This is a genomic window from Paenibacillus sp. EB106-06-01-XG199 (assembly GCF_058791575.1).
Window position 1 is genome coordinate 660,375 of the sequence record NZ_JBYTDQ010000003.1, and the last position, 19,553, is coordinate 679,927.

Here is a 19,553-nt window from a genome sequence, read left to right on the forward strand (position 1 = left end):
CCACCTCTTTACACCGGCACATCCGCAGCTCAGCCTTTGACGGAGCCTACGAATAATCCCTTGGTGAAATGCTTCTGAAAGAAGGGATAAATGCACATAATCGGAAACATGGTAATAATAATGACACTCATTCGTACCGCCTTTGGATCAAGTGTTTCTCCCGGGGCATTGACAGCAACAGCACCGCCTCCTACCCGGCCTTGAATCGCAGTCGTATCCAAAGTGAACAGATAGTTTCTTAACACCATCTGCAAAGGGTACTTATCCTGATCCCGCAAGTAAATCAAAGCTTCGAACCAGCTGTTCCAGCTTCCGACCAGACCGAACAGAGCAAAGGTTGCAAAAAGCGCTTTCGACAACGGCAGTATGATTTTGAATAGGACCACTAAATCATTCGCCCCGTCGATATAAGCGGAGTCCTTCAGCTCAGACGGAATATTAAGAAAGAAGGTACGAAATAAAAATACGTTATAAGCGCTGATTGCGCCCGGGAGAATCATGACCCATACCGTGTCTAACAGGTTCAAACTGCGCATAAGCAGATAGGTCGGAATTAAACCGCCACCGAAAAACATCGTTATCATAAGGAAGAAGGTTAAAAATTTCTTACCCGCAAATCCAGGGATCGTGAGCGGATACGCCATCATTGCCGTAAAAAGCAGCATGATGCCCGTTGAGCCTGTCGCATAAATAATCGAGTTCAGATACCCTTTAAAAATGTATGGATCATGAAATACCGTCGTGTACGCTTCCAGATTAAATCCCTTAGGCCAAACCGTTACGCTCCCGGAAGAGATGTAACTTGCACCGCTTAGCGATGTCGCGACAATGTGCAGAATCGGATACAGCACAACAACCAGGATTAACAGCATGATCATAACGTTTATTGCATCGAAAGCTCTGGAACCTAAGCTAACCCTTTTCAACCTCTCACCACCTAGAACAAACTTGTCTCTGATACTTTCCGGCTAATCCAATTGGTCAAGTAAAGAATAATAAAGGAAATAAGCGACATGAACATTCCGATTGCTGTCGTGTACTCGTATTGCGCACCCAGTATACCTTGACGATAGACATAGGACCCGATGACATCCGCTACTTCGTAAGTCTCAGGTGAATAGAGCAGAATGATCTTCTGAAAATCACTTCCAAGAACTCCCCCTACAGCGAAAATCAGCAATATGATTGTGGTCGGCTTGAGCGAAGGCCATGTAATGTGCAAAACCTTCTTCCATCGCCCTGCGCCGTCTACTTCAGCCACATCATAAAGCGTTGGATCTATTCCGCTTAATGCGGCAAGGTAGATGATCGTGCCGAACCCGACGCCTTGCCATATACCGGAAGAGATGAAGATGGACCGGAAAAAATCCGACTCCAGAAGAAACATAACCGGTTCTCCGCCGAAAAAGGCGACAATATTGTTAAACAAGCCGTCCCTCGCCGTAAATTCCTTAAGCATCCCCGCAACAATGACGACCGAAATGAAGTGCGGGAAATAAGATACCGTCTGAACGATCTTCTTAAATCTTTTGTTCCGCAGTTCATTGAACAGCAGTGCCAATATAATCGGCGCCGGAAATGACCAGAATAAAGTATACAAACCGAGAAGCAATGTGTTCTTCAAAACCCTAAACGCCATGGGATCATTAAAAAAAGAAATAAAATACTTGAATCCCACCCACTCGCTTCCCCATATCCCCTTGGAAGCGTTAAAATCCTTGAAAGCGATTAAAATTCCGTACATCGGAAAATAGTGAAAAACCAGCAGTGTCAGGAAGCCGGGAAGCACCATAAGGTAGAGATAGCGGTGCCTGATCATTCTGGCTATGAACCTGTTATTACTTGTCTTCACAGAAACACCTCCTGACTGTCAACATGTTGTAGTCTGATAGGCTGGTACTAGGGCTCACAGATGCGTGAACTCCGCGACTCAGCCGGCATGCAAGCGCATTCAATTCACCTCCAGATTGGACCCTAACGTTCGCCGAAGCCGGGTTGCTTCTGCTTTCCGTTTTATACAGAGTAGACCATCATGATGCCGAAAGTTATTATGCTAGGTAAAAAATAGCACATACTATTTACTGCGTCAATATATAAAATCCAAATACAAATTAGATTTATTTCGTATACTATTTATGAATATTTCCGAATTGGCGGTATCGATGGGGCGTCAGGTTGTGTCTCCGCTTAAACAAGTCATAGAAGTAGCTAACATTCTCAAGTCCGATTTCCAAACTGATATCCACGATTTCCATACCCGTGTTCAGCAGCAAATTCTCGGCGTAGGAAATTCTTAATTCATTGATATACTGGGTCGGAGACATCCCGAGATACTCTCTGAACATTCTGCACACGTAAGCATGCGATTTGCCCGACAGTTGGACAAGCGCGGCTGCTCCCCGCGTAAATTGTTCTTTCTGTTTCACCTCTCTGCATAGAGCCTTTAACCATTCCGGCTGTCCTGCCGGTTCGAACGGCTCCGCTTCAGCCTTGATGTAGCGGGAGAACAGATCGGTCAAGATGGCTCTTACCTCTGCTTTGATAGCCAGCTTCTTCTCCTGCGGGATCAGACTGAGCTGCTCCAGCCGATACCGCACATATTCCTTCTCCGTTTTGGACAACAAAGTCGACGGCGGCATGGCCGGCTCAAGAAGCCTTCCACTCGGGAATCCCTCTCCCAAGAAAGCAATCAGGTCATCCAGGACCTCCCGGTTGAACGACAAATTGATGAACTGGCAATCGCTATCTGTCGTCTGCTCATAGCAATGCACATCCCGGTCCCGTATAAACACGAGAGTATTTTCCTGCAACAACTGCCGGTTGCTGTTAATGACATGTACAACGCTTCCCTTCAGAATAAGAAACAATTCAAAAAAGTCATGACTATGCATGCCGATCGTATCGCGCACCGAAGCGATCAGCCGGTAATGGGCCTGAATCTCAGAATCAATGCCGTCCGCCGCGAGAAGCTTCAACATTGGCCATCTTCCTCCTTGTTCGTATATGTACATTGATAAAGACAAGTCTTACAATGTCAAACCACCATAATGCATTTAAAATTGGAGCAAGAATTGGGACATAGCTATCCATTAGGATAGAATTGTTATTGAAGCCTGAAAGGAGATTGCCACAAATGAACTTATTGCAACTGCGTCAGCAATTTGAAGCAAACAAACGCATTTATGAAAGCGCCAAGCTTGTTTTCCACGGAGTCGAAGACTTCGATGTCTACAACCCTACGATCCCGTTTGAATGGAACGGCAAGCGCTACATTTATGGTCGCCTGGAAAAACGCCATGAGTGGGCAAGGTCTTGGGTCCGCCTGTTCGAGCAGAGTGGTCCGGATGAGTGGACTGCCGTTCCGGACACAATGATTTATCAGCTTGAAGACCCTTACATTAGCATAATCCACAAACAGCTCATATTAGGCGGTACTCATGTCCGTTACAAGCAGGGACAGCTTGATACTTTCTACGGTTACTTCTACAAAGGCCATGATATTCATGATCTCTTCTACTTCACGACCGGTCCGGATTATATGAAAGACATTCGGCTTGTAGAGCTTCAGGATGGCAGGATCGGTGTCTTCTCACGACCACGCGGAGAAGAAGTACGCAAGGAATTCGGAAGTGAATCTTTAGTTGGATTCACAATCATCAACAGCCTCGACGACCTGTCTCCGGAGGTTATTGAGAACGCCCCCAATATCAGAGGCCTGTTCCATGAGGATGAGTGGGGGGGCTGCAACCAGGCCTACTTGCTTGAGAGCGGGAAGATCGGCGTCATTGGCCATATCTGTTATGCTCAAGGAGATACATCGACCTATATGAACATGGCCTTCGTATTGGACCCGCAGACGAATCAGTTCTCAGAGTTGAAAATCATCGGCACGCGTCCTTGTTATCCCGAGGGTCCCGCCAAGAAACCGCATCTAACGGACTGCACATTCACCGCCGGCATCGAAATGCGTCCCGATGGCAAGGTCAATCTGTACAGTGGCATCGGCGATTGCGAAGTTGGTCGTATTGTCATCGACTACCCGTTCGGGAAGGAAGGCACTCTTGTTACTATCTAAATGAAATACTCAAGCGTCGGGCTGCTGGATTTGCCAGCAGCTCTTTTTGTTGTCCGTTGACGGCGTAGCGGACTGCAGTAAAGCTATTATGTTAAGTTAATGAAAGAGCATACTTTATTTGACCCCATAGTAATACAGACCTGCACAAATTTCAAATATTTTATGTTATTAAGCCCCATTATTACTTAATTTTCGAGAATCTCCTGCTTATTTGATAATAATCCATCTAAAACACACTCTAAGTACGTATACTTTTTAAAACGATATACGCTATAATTGAGGAAATGTCGATATGAGGTGAACTTACTTGAGCAAGAAGGATTTGACTCTGACAAAGTACCAGATGGTGAAAGACTATGTCTTATCCCAGATTGAGAATCAGGAATTTACAGAGGAAGACCGGATTCCTAGCGAGTCGGAATTTTCCAAGCTGCTGGATGTCAGCACTATCACTGTGCGCAAAGCTCTGTCAGAGCTGGTGAACGAGGGCGTGATCTACCGTATCAGAGGTAAGGGGAGCTTCGTCGCCAGTCAAGCGGCCGTCCCGGAAAAGACCTCGAATCTGGTGGCTTTCGTCATTTCTGGCGTCGAACTGTACGATAGTTCGTATATGCAGATCATGAGGGGCATCCAGTCCTTTCTGGGCAAACATGGCTGCAAGCTGATCATTGAATTCGTGGAAAATGACTTCGAACAGGAGTGCGAGCTCGTTCTGGGGCTGATTCAAACGGAACTAAGAGGATTACTCATCTATTCCTCTGATCCCGAAGCTGCAAAGGGCTATCTCGGGGAAATTCGAAAAAAAGCGATCCCATTCGTTATGCTTGACCGTTCGCCTTCCGGCTATCCTGTCAACGTCGTCACATGTAATAACCACGACGGTGCTTATGAAGCAGTAGAATACTTGATACAGCAAGGTCATCGACGAATCGGATTTGCGGCTTACGACTATCATCTGAGTCCGGAGATTGACAGATATAACGGTTACCGCAATGCCATGTTGAATGCGTCCATTCCAATCTCCGAGTCTCTCTTGTTCCTGGATAAGGAAATGGACCACTCTGTGCTTGCACACCTGATACAAAGCGGGGAGCTGACTGCACTTTTCTGCGCGAACGATAAGCGGGCCCTTGAGGTCATAGAACGGCTGACCGCAATTGATATCCGTATCCCTGAACAAGTATCCCTAATCGGCTTTGACGATTTCGAAAGCTCCAAGTTCGCTAAGGTCGCCTTGAGCACAGTGAAGCAATATTTCGACGTCCTTGGCTATGAGAGTGCCAAGCTGCTGTTCGAAATTACCGAAGGCTCATCTTACGGCAATAAGAAAGTCATGTTGCCTACAAGCTTGGTCATACGTGAGACAACTAAGCGATTTCAGGGTTAATGCAATACAAATATAGCAGACCGCCATCGATCAGTTGAACGCATGCCGAGGCCAGATGATGGCCGATAAAGCCGATATTTCTGAAAACTGTACGCCTCCCCCCCTTCTACGCTAACCCCCTGAGCAACAGCAACTGTCAAGTCTGATGCTGCCCATCCCCTACTTATTATTAGAGAATCAAGTAGGGGGTGCCCCAGTCAACAGCTACACAAAAATTTATAATCTTTTTGATGCACACGAGAGTGAGTTTTTCACAGCCTGAGGACGGCAGTCAATTCCCGAATAGGAGCCATCCGGTGAGATCATCATGCCAAATTTCACACTGAGGATGGCATCTTCGTGCTTTCTTCCTTTCAAAGCTTCAGCAACCAAAAGTTCATTGTCTCCCGAACTATAAAAGCCACCTGTATCTAGAAGCGTAACTCCTGCATCCAGTGCCGCGTGAATCGTGTTAATACTTTCTGTGCGATCCGCCTCTATTTTGCATAATATTTTTCCCAATAGTTAGACTCTCAACTTTCTCAGATCATTGCGGCTTTTGCACCAGAGATAACAAAAAGGCCGGCTACACCCTTATCAGAGTGAAAACCGGTCGTTTTGTAATCAAAACCTGGAGTGTTGCAAGTTCTCTTTTTTGTTGGAAGTACCTGTAACTGGCCAAGAACGACTACCCCTTATCCATGCTCCGGTCACTTTGAGTCTTCAACTCATTAATACTCTCATCACACCAACGTATAAGGCTACTGAATTGTCTTTTACCATAATTATTGGTAATTATCCAGTACTTAATATTCGGGTCATCCGGCTCTTGCTTCAGAAGCCATTCCTCAAGCCCCAAAAAGATCTGTAATGCTTCCTCCAGCTTTTTTTTATGATCCAAAATATGCCCGATAATAATGTCAGTTGAAGTATTACTACCGAAAAATACCTTTAGCAGTAATTCGTTCTTCTTTAGCATCACCATGTGCTCCATTGGCTGGGAGAGCCAATTTTTCAAGAGCTGCTTTCCCTGTTCCGTAATGCTGTATATTTTTTTATCAGGCTTCCCATTCTGGCGCTGTACACGGACTGACACATCCTTATTTTTCAAAAGCTCGGCCAGGCCCGGATAAATCTGGCCGTAATTTTCTTTCCAAAAATACTGGGTACTTTGTTCCATATGTTGTTTAATATCGTAGCCGGTGTGTGGACCTATTGAAAGAATGCCCAGTATCGCAAGCATCGTATTCTCTTTTGCGGATAGTGAAGCCATTGTTGTATTACCTCCTATGGAAATGCTGCCAGAATCAAACGATTAACCCTGAACGGAACTGGCAAGTTAATTATAAAGCATTTCAACATAATGCACACTGATTATTTTATATATTATTATAATATATATTTTTATAATAATTAGTATTGACAAGGGATTCTTCACCGTTTAGATTATAGGTATGAGTAGAACTCTCATTTAGAACCACACTACTTTCTTGGGTATCACCTATAAAAAAGGAGCGAATTATTATGACTATGATTGCAGTTAACTATCCTGAAGGCCGTATTTCCTTAGAGCAACGCCACATTCTTGCCGAAACACTGACAGATGCAGTGCTGGTTCCAGAGGTTGGACAGTTTTGCCCGCCAGCACGTGAAGGTTTCCAGGTTCGATTCTCCGAGTTCTCCACCGGGCATATGGGTATTGGAGGAAAATTAATAGTGGATACACCAGAAAAGGATATCATCCTTATAAACATTCTGGTCATGGATGGAGATTGGAGAAATGAGGTCCGGAAAGAAGTTATTCAGAATATACTATCCAGTTTGGCCCAAGCACTTGATGTGAAGGAGCCGTCTCCAGGCTGGTGGGTATCCTTCCAAGTGATTGATGAAGGAAGCTGGGGTTCCCGTGGTGGAGTATTATCCATACTGGATCTGTTGGATTCAGGTGTCTTTACCAAAGAAAAAGCCGAGTCCATCCGTCAAAATTTTTCGTAATCTGAGTCTCAAAGAAATCGGAATAATCCGCGGAATCGATACTTTTCCAAGCCGTTATTTGGCAATGGATTACGAACGGCGTCAGTCAAGTGATGATCTGACGCTTTTTTAGTTTACCCACCTTTATCAAGGGTTTGGTTGGAGATATGAGCTGCGAATATTATATTTATTATAAGGAGAGATAGTTAATATGGACCAAAAGAAAGGGAATATTTTAAGCTTTGTACTTTTAGGCATTTTGATAATTCTGGAATTTTGCTCAGTACTTATGATGTGGATGGGAGAAGACTATTTAGGTGGCTCAATCCATGCTATTCTAGCTGTCATTTTCTTATTCCTTGGAATGAGAACTATTCGAAATGCAAAAAAAGCACTTGCTGAAGAGAGGGTGGACTACCGATGAATAAAAAGTTATCTAAAGAAAGTATTTATCCTTTACTTTTTATAAACTTATTAATGTTAATCATGATTGCAATACACGATTACGATCATATGCGTCAAGCAATGAATTGGGGGTATAAATTCACCTTACCGCTGTTATTAGTGAATTTTATCGTGTATGTTCCAAACTGGTTATCTTTATTATTAGTATCCAAAGGCAAATTTTTTGGACTAATTACTACAGCAATTAGTGGACCACTTATCGCAATCTCCTTTTTAAAAATTCATCTATTAGGTTCTTGGATTCCTGTTTGGGGACCATGGAATGATTCATTTTTTGTGTTAGGTGCAGATAAGATTAGTTGGACTATTCTTGTTTTGACTGCTGTCGTAGGTGTCTTAGTAGGGATGTATGCGATTTACTTTTTAGGAAAAGAAATTGAAAAAGGAAAAAGGCAAAGTTAATTGTGAACATGGAAAAATACACTTAAGAGCTGACCCAACAAATAATTGATAAAGGAACAATTTATTAGTTAAGTGACAAAAGGAGGATTTTGATAATGAAAATAGGTCTAGTTTTAGAAGGAGGGGGCACTAGGGGAGTATTTAGTGCGGGAGTATTGGATTATTTTATGGAAATAAATTTATACTTCCCATATGTAATTGGGGTTTCTGCTGGGTCAGGAGTAGGTGCGAGTTATGTATCTAGACAGCCAAAACGGATTAAAAACTCTATGATTGACTCCTTAAGAGAAACGAAGTATGTCAGTCTAAAAAATTATTTTAAGACCGGAGATTTATTTGATATGGATATGATCTATGATTATTTTCCGAGGGAACTATATCCTTTTGATTTTAATACGTTTTTTTCTTCCAAGCAAAAATGTATTACTGTTGCAACGAATTGTGAAAATGGACAAGCGGTTTACTTAGAAGAAAAAGAAGATAAAGAACGATTTATGAGGTTCTGTAGAGCATCTAGTAGTATGCCTCTAGTGAGCAAAATTGTACATATTGATGGAATCCCTCTATTAGATGGTAGTGTTTCTGACTCAATTCCGATTCAACGAGCAATAAAGGATGGATGTAAAAAAAACGTTATCATTCTTACACAGAATAAAGGATACTTAAAAAAGTCAGATAAACCATTTAATCTAGTGGCAAAATTTTTTTACAGACAATACCCTAAATTCTATCAAGCTTTAGTTAGTAGAGCATATGAATATAATCGGATTTTAACTTATATAGAACAATTAGAAGCAGAGGGAAAAGTATTTGTATTACGGCCAGAAGTGAAAGTCGTCAAAAGAACGGAAAATGATCCAGACGTATTGACAGAATTCTATCAACATGGCTTTAACGTAGCACAGAGAAATTACCCAGCCTTAGAAAAATACTTGAAAGATTAATGTGTCTATTTGTATTAAAGTAATGACCTTCAGAAAACCTTGCCTGAGGATGGAAATGTGCTGAAACTCTCTTCAAGAAACGGAAAACTGAAGACTTACGAGTTCTAACTTTCTTGTGAGTAAATTCGAATGAAAGCAATCGAGCTCTAAACCTATCCCTCACGGAACATATCGTGCGATACGCAGCTGTCGGCGCATCGCACGTTTATTATGCTTTCTCGATTGCTGCGAAAGAAGACTTTACATGTCACAAGCACTGTATCTTCCCAAGCATAGTATAAATACGGCGGGTATAACCTGATGAGACAGCAATAGGAGGCTTGGTATAATTCCCCCACGACAGCTCCGGATAATTGATTTCACTGTTGATTAAGAACCTCGTATCACCGATTTCACTCCCGTCCATCACCAAAAAATGATCAATGTTTACGTAGCTGTTGTTAGAACCTTCCGCCCTTTCGCCTGTCACTTCAATCCGCAGGATATGCTTGCCGTGGGGCAAATCCTGAATGGAGTACACCAGCTGACGGAAATACTTCTTGTAGCCCCGAGCATGCTTGCCGGCCCGGCTCACACCCAGATCAACACAGACATCCTTCAATTCGCCGTCAATATATACCCTGGCTGTTCCACAAATCCGGTCCAGACTGGAGTACCAGGCTATTCCTGTTCCGGTAAAGGTATATTCACAGCTATCTCCTGCCGTTTTGGACCACATCTCTGTGCCTCCGAGACTGCGGTATTTGGTGTCCTGTGTTAACCAGCTGCCCTTGTAGTCAATATCAGGATTCCGGTCAGATATGAGATGATCCGGCTTAAAGCCCACCTCCATCCGTATGGAATCACTTCCGTCAGACAGAGCGGTGAAGGCCGCGCCGTCCTTCTCCATAGCGGCATAGGCAATAGACGGCTTCATACCCGCAAAATCACGGGTTCCCCGGCGGCCGATATCATATTTGCCGAACAGGGAGGCATCCTTCTCATCCATCTGCCAGCCCCAATCAGGCGGGGAATCCGCCTTGTTCACGCCCTGAGGGTTGAACCTCGGAGTTCTCCCTGTAAGACGGGCCAAATGCCAGTCCGGATATACATTCCACAGGCCCGTTCTTTTCCATGACAAGTTATGCAAATCGCCGGATACCGTAAAGGCAATACCAACTTCGTGATAGCCGCCCGAATGGGAAGTAATACTTGCACCAATCGCAATTTCTCTGGGACTTGGATAAGGCATATCCGTAATCGTATACGACGTTTCCATAAGTCCGTCCGCGTCCACTGACATTACAAAGCGCACCTTCACTTCACCATAACAGCCGTCCAATGTAATCCGGGCATTGCCGTCAGCCATTCCGGCCTCCAGGGTATCCAGCTTCCATGAAGCCAAGTCCAATCCGGTCAAATTCAGAAACGGACCTCCGGTGAGTATAAGGCGGTTCCGGTAATATCCTTCGCTGATCAATCCGGATTCGGCCGAGAAGATCAGAGAAAATTCCTTGCCGCTGATGATTACACTGCCTTCTTCTCTGGTAATGACAGGCTCACCTCCGGTGAGACAGGGCAACTGCAGGGGTGTGGCATTTAATGTATACACCGCTTCCTCTACCTGATATCCGAAAGGATCGGTAAAGGTCAGCTCCAGCGTCGCCCCTGACCGGTAACGGGCAGGAAGACTCAGCAAGCCTTCACCCCGCGGAGGAACGTCAGGACCCTGTATTTCTCCCGACATACCGTCAAGGCTCCAGGTAATGCACAGCTCACTCAAGCAGGTATGATTGAAGCGGTTGTGGATAGTCAGAGCTATGCTTCCGTCCTGATCCCTGGGTTCGCCTGACAGACGTACCGGCGAATATCCTTTGCGGGTATGCCAATATTCTGGCTTCAAGCGCCGCCAGCCATCAATGATCCCCCATGGATAAGTATACGAAGCCTGATCCTGCAATCTAATATCGTCGATGCCAGCCCAAATCGCGCATCCTAAGGCCCCTTTGGTCATCCATACCTTGTCCCAGAATCTGCAGAGGGTCTCCCCCCAGAAATCCCGGACTCCTGGATCGTGCTGAAGCTCACTGCGGTTATAACATGGAATGTGGGTCGATTCATCATGAAGCACAGGCCGTGCTGCCGGCTCATGGCGGCTCCGGTGGAAGCAATCCGTCAAATCAGCGAGGTCACTGTCCCCTCTCTCGTAATGCACACTCCAGATATCTGCCGGGATGTCATTCTCCATTTGTGTAAGCGGATAACTAAAGATGGTCAGTCGTCCGGGGTCCTCCTTATGGGCATAATCGTTCATCAATGCCAGATTCTCCCCCCAATAACTCTCATTGGCCAAAGACCAGATAATTACACTCGGATGAGAACGATCCCGCTCTATCATTTCCGTGAACTGCCCCATAAAACATGCTGTAAATTCGGGATCACTCTGGGTATGCCAAGTGCCGTATCCCAGGAAAGAGACTGCAATCTCATCCTCCACGTACATCCCGTATTGATCGCATAGGTCCAAAAAATATGGGCTGGGCGGATAATGGCTCGTTCGGATAAAGTTAATATTGGCTTCCTTGAACAGACGCACATCCTCTTCCATCAGCTCGCGGGTTAGAGACCTGCCCGTAATAGGGTGAATGTCGTGACGGTTGATTCCGCGGAGCTTGAGCAGCTGGCCGTTGACAAATACTTCATCGCCTCTCTGTTCGATCTGCCTGAATCCGATTGTTTTGACGGCAGTTTCTACACAGCTGCCGTCTACAATCAGTGAAGCTGTAAGGGTGTAGAGATGCGGATGCTCACTGTCCCATTTCAGCGGAGCAAGGATGGTGTATGCACCTATCAAGTCACATTTGGCATTCCCTGCAAGCGGTGCAAGCTGCATCACCTCCCCGGAGGGTGAGGTCAGTTTCATCGCCACGGTCCCGCCTCCTCCAGCAATCATAGCGGAGACGGTAAGGGTTGCATCTGTATAGCTTCCGTCAAACACAGTATCGGCATGCAGGCGGGCAAGATAAGTCTGAGGCACGGTGTAGAGAGCCACCTCACGGATCAGCCCTCCCCGATGAAACGGATTCACCTCCGACGGCTTATCGGTAATCCCTACCACCAGCCGGTGCGCCTGGCCGGGGACGATATAGTCGGTAATGTCACAATCCCAGCTGACAAAACCTCCATAATGATCGCAGATAAAAAACCCATCAATGAACACGCGCGCATAACAGTTAGCTCCGTCAAAACGCAGAAAAACTCTGTTCTGCTCCCATTCTGCAGGAATGTGCAGCTCACGTGCGTATGCGTATTCACTCTCCCCCGCATCAATCTGCAGGGGAACAGTAGTATCTGACCAACCGGAAAGGTCTGCGGCTGGATCAAAAAAGTCTTCCGGAGGGGACATATTTAATTTCCAGTCTCCTCCGCAAAGGCTTACCAGGGAATTTTCCGTGTTACTTATCCGCTGGGGCAGAGGGTTAAGGCAGGGCCGGAGCCAATTGATTTCTTTATTCATGCTGCGTCGCTCCTGACATTCAAATTGAACATTTAGCCCCCGCCGCTTCATTCATTTCCTTCTCCAAAAAAATGATCTCTCAAACGCAAGGACAGATCATCGTCTGACAGCGGCTTACGGTGTGTATTCTCCAGATAGATATACTTCTCCGTTTCCGGCATCAGATAAGCTTTATACCACAGGAAGAAATCCGGGCTGTCACCGTGCATCCGCAGATAACGTCTTAATGTCTCCACATTGTTGATCGTACCCTCTATATTGGTCAGCCAGTCCGCCCTGTAGAACCGCTCCCATTTGCCGTGCTCGGACGCGCGCAGAACATCAAGCCCGCGCCGGTAACTCCAGACTGATTGCGAAGCATGGACAAATGCCTGCGGGTACTGTTCCTTACGGTATGCATCATAAGAACGGCACAGCCAGTAAAAGCCTTCACACCCTGACAGATGGATCGCTCCATGAAAGCGTAAATGATCCTGAGCTCTTTGTCTGTCTTCTGTACCAAGCCTTGAAATAATTTCATCACATCGGTCAAGCCATGCGCTCCAGGTCTCTATGCCGGATGCCAGTTTCTCCTCGAAACTGCGTACCTGCTCCGGAAACGGTGCATCTCCCACCGCCCACTGCAGCTGCGCAAGCGGCTGCCCGCCTTTCCCGGTCAGCCAGTGCCCGATGATTTTGCGTGCCGGGTGATGATAATATTCGTCGCCTGCCTGGTCGTCGTCGTGCGGTCCGTACGCAATGGCTGCATCGGCATAGCTCTGAACCAGCGCCGCCAGATCAGCGTGGAAGTTCGAATAGTAACTGCCGATGAAATCCCGTAAATGCCCGCTGACATCAATGCTGCCGGTGTTCCACAGCTCCCGGATCACATCGAGCATATAGACATGCGGCCGGATATTGCCACAGTTAAGCAGCACATATTCGTGCGCTCCGGTCTTGAACGCTTCTTCCACTTCCTGTTTCAGAAGGGCGGCAGGCCCGGGGAACATCGTCAAATGATTGGAAGCCTGCAAATCATGAAACGTGACATGGTAATAAATTCCGTGCTTCCCTTGGTCGCTGGCCGCTGGCAGAGAAGGTACTCGCTGATTGAGATTGCCGTGTCTGCGCGACACCATTTTTCCATACCCATTGTCGGCCCATACCTTGATGACATCATCCGGCAGTTCGATATGGCCACTTTTATACAGCTCAGCAATTTCCCCATACAAGGCGACGCTGCATACCGGATTCCGGACCGCGCTTCGTATCATGTCATACTGCTTCCGGACCACCTGCGCAATCATCGCGCCGCGTTTCACAGGGGTATCGAAGGCTGGATCCTGCTCCCAGAATGGCTGATCGCCTTGTCCCCTGAAGGACAGTACCCAGACGACATTCTTATCCTTCTGCTGCTCAATCGCTTCCGCCCATAATGCTTCAAACAGCTCCGGATGCTTCCGATAGCTGGCTTGTTTGCCCGGATACGCCCGCAGGAACATTTCGGCCCCGAGTGGCTCGGCATGATGATGCGTCAACCAGAGGCCCATTTCAGCAGCAATCTCATAGTGAACACCATGCCGGGGCAGATCCGTACCCGGAATAACCATATTGCCTCCGCAGCGCAGAAGCGCTTCAAATACCGGCTCCCACACCTCCCGCGCAGGAGGATAAGGCTCCTTCCAGCCGATCAGGCAGACCTCATCGTTAACAAACCAGCCCCGGAAGCGCACCTTGGAAGGCATTGAATGATAAGTCTCGCAAGGGATCTCAATCACTTTCCGCCGTTCAACCGGCTGGTCTGCCCAGAACCAGAAGGGCGTGATGCCGAGAAATTTGCGGCTGAATTCCAGGATGCCATAGACGATCGCCAGATCATCATAGCCTATAATGTCCATCCGTCCTCTACTTCCATCTGATTCGAAGAGAAACGCATAGGCTTCCGGAAGCTGAATTTCCTCATCCAGAGCTGTAGCATACCGAATATAAAGATCTGCCTGCTCATTAGTTCCACCATTCAATAGAGGCTTCTCGCCCAGAACCGTCTCCAGATCGCGGTCCAGCATCCGCAGCGCATGCTGGACCGGCCGGGTTGGCTCCATTTCCAGGTGAATCTGCAGTTGTCCCTTGAAACGCAATACATTTGCAGAAGCATTCATCGTATGGTCTTGGAGCCGGTGATACGGAACATCTCCGTTCGTCTTCATAACCCTGATCTCCTTCAGTCTAGTTTAGATCGGAATAACCGTTATCCGTAATTATCCGCGTTCGGATTGCCCGCAACCACGGACATTTCCTTGGCGGCAAACAAACTTTCTGTGAAGTCCTCCGTCCATTCTGCCCCGGGAGTGAACCGGTCTGAAGAGCAATAGTTCAGCAATGAGTGCAGCAGCTGTCTGGCTTCCGGCCGGTCCATCTGGCTCCACAGGTCAATGGAACAGACCAGCAGCTTTCCGCCAGACACCTTCGCTTCAAACACAATCCCCAGCTTATGCTGTCTGGCCACGTTGTCGATGACCTGAACGATAGGCCGGTAATCCGCCGCCGAATCGTCCAGCACTATAGCCCGGGAATGCCTCATCAGATGCCACCACTGCCACTGCGCATGCGCAGCTGTCGGAAATGCCTCCAGCGCAGGATGGTCCCTATCACAATACAGGCCTAACGTTCCGGGAGGACCGTACTTTTTGAACATCGGATAGCACCAGAAGTCGGGGATGAATGTCCCTTCGGGACCGCTCCCGAATGAGCCCTGAGCCGGAGGAATAAGCAGCACAGTCCTGCCGCTACGCAGCTCGCGCCGCGTGTTCTCATCGAAAGCATCCGCAACTACAACCGGTGCTGGAATTGAAATATCCAATAAATCAGGATAGATCCATAACGAATATTCATTGTTATACGCTGTTCCTTCAATACTGAGCTGAAGCGTCCATTTCTCTGCCTTGGAAATGGCAGGAATGCGGAATTCACACTCCCCGGCAGACCACAGCCCGCCTTGGGGAATAGCGTCTGCTGTAAGCCGCCCTTCTCCGATCTGTCCGCCATCAGCGCCTGTGATAGACCAGATTACTGCAGCATCCGTAAGCGGCTCCGGTCCGTAATTAGCGATTTCCCCCTGCCAGAGAATGCTCTCGCCTTCCGTCCACACATACCGGTGCAGCCGGGCTAAAGGCACCACTTCACTGCAAAACCGCCGCCACTCTTCAGGAGTAATAATTCCCTTGGGTTCCATGAAGGCGTCCAGCATACCTACAAACGCTCCCCCCTGACCAGGGAAATCCTGCAAATCGAGCAGCTGAAACCCAGCCATCCCTGGTGTACGTAGGGCTGCCTCAATCTCCTCACGGTAGCATAAAGCGGCGAGGCGGCCGGAGGCGGCATGCAGATTGTCTGCCTGTTCAAGCAACCCTGAAGAAGCACTCAGGCTCCGGAATCGTATCAGATGTTCCGGCTTTAGCACTCCCTGGTATTTGTCAATCTCCCGGAAGTCAGGATACACCTGGTATTGCCCGACCTCATGTCCGATTACCGGGAGCGAAACCCCGCGGATTTCCTCGCGGTAATCCTTACGGCCGGAGGGCGGGCTGTTGTTGATGAAGCCGCGTGTCGGATGGGGCGTTGCCCCGCGGACATGTTTCCCTCCATATCCGGCCTTCTTCACATTCCAGCTCCCTTCAGTCCAGAAGGTGGTCCAGTAATCCGAGTTGCCGGGCAACCCCGCATGGAGGAAGAAATTATTGGAGCCGATCGCATACAGCTTGCCCGGGTCCCAGCTGCGGGCCTTTTCTACTAGCGCCTCCATCCGTTCCATCGACCCTGCCAGCTCATTGCCCCAGGCAAACATGACAAATGACGGGTGGTTGCCGTACGCTTCTATAATCCGGAACGTCTCTTCCGAGAAGTACTGCCATTCTTCATCATTTTGAAATGCTGTTCCGGGGTCCCAGAACGGGAGCTCCGGCTGCAGATACATGCCGCTCTGATCAGCTGCTTCAAAGGCCGCCCGCGGCGGGCACCAGGAATGAAACCGGTAATGGTTAATACCGTAAGCCTTCGCTGTCCGGAATACTTCCAACCAGGATTCCTTCTCCATAGGGGCGTATCCCGTTAACGGGAACACACAGGCGTCATGCTTGCCTCTGAGAAACGTAGTTCTGCCGTTCACTTCAAATTGGGTTCCCGCAACGCCAAACGTGCGAATGCCAAGAGGCACCGTTAACTCATCTGCTGTAGCCCGCTCCCGGTATGTCCCCTCCAGAACAGCATGTACTGTATACTGCACCGGATTGAATTCGTCCCAGTATTCCAATGCATCACTTGCAGGAATGATAAACGGAATTTCCCTATCGCAAGAACCCGCTTCCAGCCGGAAAGGAATTTCTCCGCCGACATAAAGCTTGCTGCCTGCGGAATCCAGGATGCTAAGGGATAACCGCCCTTCAGCAGTGCCATCTGCGGGCTTGCTGATGACGGCTTTGCCTCGAACCTCCCCTCCCCTTTGAGGATACAAGCGGATCTGCCCGATCCGCAGCGGTTCTACGGCGGTAAGCTCGATATCGCCGAGGATACCGTTCCAGTTCGTCTGTGTATGATCCGTTGCCATATGCGAATTAAGGATGCTTTTCCAGCTCATAATTCCTGAGGCATTATCCACAACAACAGAGAGGACATGCTGCCCCGGATCGAGATAGCCGGTTACATTATACAGCTGTGGTGTTGACAGTGTGTTGCAGCTGCCTGCCTGTATCCCGTCGATCCAAAGCTCCGTTCCCCGTGTCCGCTCCATTCCGAAGAAGAGCACTTTGTCCCGCCATTCCTCTGGAATCATCACCCGGCGTTCGTAACGGGCACGCCCTTCATACGCATGCTTACGGGTCAGATGCTCGGAGGAAGCGCTCGGTACAAGCCCCAGCCCATGTTCGTCAAGCGTTCCTGGTAATGTGATTTCCCTGGATATCGTCTTTCCCGGTTCATTCCAGTCTTCAAGCGTGGCGCTCCAGCTGCCGTTCAAACCCATTATTTGCCTGCTATTCATCATCCACTCATCCTTTCAATCCCGTCGTGCTGATCCCTTCTACGATATAACGCTGGAATACAAAGAAGATAAGGATAGGCGGAATGAGCGATAGTGTAGCCATCGCAAACATGGCTGACCAATCCGTACCGGAGCTCGGATCTGCGAACAGACGGAGTGCAACGCTGATCGTATACAGCTGTGGTCTGCCTAAATAAATCAGCGCGCCGAAGAAATTGTCCCAGGACCAATAAAATTCGAAAATGGCGGTTGTCACCAAAGCCGGCTTAATCAGCGGCAGAATGACCCGTGAGAAGATGCCGAACCGGCTGCAGCCGTCGATTTTGGCCGCTTCATCCAGCTCATAAGGAATGGTGCGGATGAACTGCAAGAGCAGGAAGATAAAGAAGGCAGACCCGAAAAATGCCGGGACAATCAAGGGCAGGAACGTATTGACCCAGCCCATCTTATGAAAAATAATATACTGTGGAATCTGCACAATCTGTCCCGGCAGCAGCAGAGTCAGCATCACGGTTCCGAACCAGAAGCCCTTCAGTTTAAACGGTATTCTGGCAAATCCGTAAGCAATCAACGAGCAGGAGACAAGGGTTCCCACTACCACTGAACATACTATAATGATAGTATTTTTGAAAAATGTCCCGAACGTGATTCCCGCAAATCCCTGCCATCCGTTTGTATAATTACTGAAGTCCCAGCTTCTAGGGATCAGCGATTGCGCACTCACAAAAACTTGGGAGCTCTCCTTAAACGAGCTGGCGACCATCCAGACCAGCGGGTACAGCGAGACGATCCCGATGATAAGACACACTAGCTGGATCGTCAGCTTACCCACACTAAACTTTGAATTTTGTATCATAATGACTATCCTTTCGACTCGTAATGTACCCATGAGGACGACGATTTAAAGACAAGCGCGGTCAGAACCGCAACAATTACCAGCAAGAAGCAGGACAGCGCCGCAGCATACCCCATATCCAGGAATTCAAAGCCCTGCCGGTACACATAGAGCTGGTAGAACAAGGTCCGGTCCAGCGGTCCGCCTGACGTAATGATAAGTCCCTGGGTAAACGTCATAAATCCGCCAATGATTTGCATTACAAGATTGAACAGGATGACCGGAGTCAGCAAAGGAAGCGTAATTTTCACAAACCTGTGGAACGCATTCGCACCGTCAACAACCGCCGCTTCATAATAGGAATCCGGAATGTTCTTCAGCCCGGCAAGAAAAATAATCATCGGGGAACCGAACTGCCAAATGGCCATCAGTATGAGCGTCCACAGTGCAGTATCGGGATTGGCAATCCATGATGTGTTCGGGCTGGTGCCGGTTAAAGCTCCAATGATTCCGTTGACAGCCCCATTAAGTCCAAACAGTTGTCCCCACATTACCGCTACCGCTACACTGCCTCCAATAATGGAAGGTACATAGAATGCTGTCCGATACAGTCCCACGAACTTAATCTTCATGTTCAGCAGCATTGCAATGAACAAGGCGAAAACAAGGCGCAGCGGGATCGCTGTCAGGACATAGAAGAACGTGACTTTAAGACTGGTTACGAATTTCTCGTCCACGGTGAACATGCGGATAAAATTATCCAGCCCGATCCATTTGGGTGTTGATATGAGGTCGTAATTCGTAAAGGAAAAGTAGAATAATGCCACGAACGGAATGGCCGTAAACGCGATAAAGCCAATAATCCAAGGTAAAATAAACAGATAGCCGGCTCCGTTCTCATAACCGCCTGCTTTTGCGACTTTTTGTGCCATTATTTTCACCACACCTATCTACGGCCGGCTTGCTTAATCGTAATCAAGAG

General features: G+C 47.8%; 16 protein-coding genes. 6 read left to right on the forward strand and 10 right to left on the reverse strand.

The features are described from left to right. Positions 1-29: 29 nt before the first annotated feature. The 3 genes from AC3WT9_RS13750 to AC3WT9_RS13760 all read right to left on the reverse strand — a co-directional run bounded on the left by AC3WT9_RS13750 (position 30) and on the right by AC3WT9_RS13760 (position 2,978). Positions 30-926, reverse strand: coding sequence for a carbohydrate ABC transporter permease (locus tag AC3WT9_RS13750; RefSeq protein ID WP_341095273.1), 897 nt, complete (start codon positions 924-926; stop codon positions 30-32). 11 nt (positions 927-937) lie between these two features. Next, entirely contained in the window at positions 938-1,852 is a 915-nt protein-coding gene (locus AC3WT9_RS13755; RefSeq protein ID WP_341095276.1) for an ABC transporter permease, read from the reverse strand. A gap of 277 nt (positions 1,853-2,129) precedes the next feature. After that, entirely contained in the window at positions 2,130-2,978 is an 849-nt protein-coding gene (locus AC3WT9_RS13760) for a helix-turn-helix domain-containing protein (protein WP_342480369.1), read from the reverse strand. Between the two features lie 155 nt (positions 2,979-3,133). Between AC3WT9_RS13760 and AC3WT9_RS13765 the strand changes: the two genes are divergently transcribed. After that, on the forward strand, positions 3,134-4,075 hold the full coding sequence (locus tag AC3WT9_RS13765; RefSeq protein ID WP_341095279.1) for an MTP-1 family protein: 942 nt from the start codon (positions 3,134-3,136) through the stop codon (positions 4,073-4,075). A gap of 307 nt (positions 4,076-4,382) precedes the next feature. Further along, positions 4,383-5,462: a substrate-binding domain-containing protein gene (locus AC3WT9_RS13770; protein ID WP_341095280.1), complete on the forward strand. Its 1,080-nt coding sequence runs from the start codon at positions 4,383-4,385 to the stop codon at positions 5,460-5,462. A 216-nt stretch (positions 5,463-5,678) separates the two neighbouring features. Here the strand turns inward: AC3WT9_RS13770 and AC3WT9_RS13775 are convergent, their stop codons facing one another. Continuing rightward, positions 5,679-5,963: an aldo/keto reductase gene (locus AC3WT9_RS13775; RefSeq protein ID WP_492407650.1), complete on the reverse strand. Its 285-nt coding sequence runs from the start codon at positions 5,961-5,963 to the stop codon at positions 5,679-5,681. A 166-nt stretch (positions 5,964-6,129) separates the two neighbouring features. Then, entirely contained in the window at positions 6,130-6,714 is a 585-nt protein-coding gene (locus AC3WT9_RS13780) for a PadR family transcriptional regulator (RefSeq protein WP_492407651.1), read from the reverse strand. A gap of 251 nt (positions 6,715-6,965) precedes the next feature. On the opposite strand from AC3WT9_RS13780, the gene AC3WT9_RS13785 reads away from it, so the two are divergent. The 4 genes from AC3WT9_RS13785 to AC3WT9_RS13800 all read left to right on the forward strand — a co-directional run bounded on the left by AC3WT9_RS13785 (position 6,966) and on the right by AC3WT9_RS13800 (position 9,226). After that, on the forward strand, positions 6,966-7,436 hold the full coding sequence (locus AC3WT9_RS13785) for a tautomerase family protein (protein ID WP_492407652.1): 471 nt from the start codon (positions 6,966-6,968) through the stop codon (positions 7,434-7,436). Positions 7,437-7,626: 190 nt separating this feature from the next. Continuing rightward, positions 7,627-7,839 (forward strand): hypothetical protein, encoded by a 213-nt coding sequence (locus AC3WT9_RS13790; protein ID WP_341095285.1) that lies wholly within the window; start codon positions 7,627-7,629, stop codon positions 7,837-7,839. Continuing rightward, complete coding sequence (locus tag AC3WT9_RS13795) at positions 7,836-8,282, forward strand: hypothetical protein (protein ID WP_341095287.1); 447 nt, start codon at positions 7,836-7,838, stop codon at positions 8,280-8,282. Before AC3WT9_RS13790 ends, AC3WT9_RS13795 begins: the two co-directional genes overlap by 4 nt. A gap of 95 nt (positions 8,283-8,377) precedes the next feature. Continuing rightward, a complete protein-coding gene (locus AC3WT9_RS13800; protein ID WP_341095289.1) occupies positions 8,378-9,226 on the forward strand; it encodes a patatin-like phospholipase family protein in 849 nt (282 codons plus the stop codon). A 247-nt stretch (positions 9,227-9,473) separates the two neighbouring features. On the opposite strand, the gene AC3WT9_RS13805 is transcribed toward AC3WT9_RS13800, so the two are convergent. From AC3WT9_RS13805 to AC3WT9_RS13825, 5 genes are read right to left on the reverse strand one after another with little or no spacing between them, the layout of a single operon-like run. Further along, positions 9,474-12,722, reverse strand: coding sequence for a glycoside hydrolase family 2 protein (locus tag AC3WT9_RS13805; RefSeq protein WP_492407653.1), 3,249 nt, complete (start codon positions 12,720-12,722; stop codon positions 9,474-9,476). 47 nt (positions 12,723-12,769) lie between these two features. After that, a complete protein-coding gene (locus AC3WT9_RS13810) occupies positions 12,770-14,908 on the reverse strand; it encodes a glycosyl hydrolase 115 family protein (RefSeq protein ID WP_492407654.1) in 2,139 nt (712 codons plus the stop codon). A gap of 41 nt (positions 14,909-14,949) precedes the next feature. Further along, positions 14,950-17,736, reverse strand: coding sequence for a DUF8487 domain-containing protein (locus tag AC3WT9_RS13815; protein WP_492407655.1), 2,787 nt, complete (start codon positions 17,734-17,736; stop codon positions 14,950-14,952). A gap of 7 nt (positions 17,737-17,743) precedes the next feature. Further along, entirely contained in the window at positions 17,744-18,592 is an 849-nt protein-coding gene (locus AC3WT9_RS13820; RefSeq protein ID WP_341095297.1) for a carbohydrate ABC transporter permease, read from the reverse strand. 5 nt (positions 18,593-18,597) lie between these two features. Further along, positions 18,598-19,503 (reverse strand): carbohydrate ABC transporter permease, encoded by a 906-nt coding sequence (locus AC3WT9_RS13825; protein WP_341095300.1) that lies wholly within the window; start codon positions 19,501-19,503, stop codon positions 18,598-18,600. Positions 19,504-19,553: the final 50 nt, after the last annotated feature.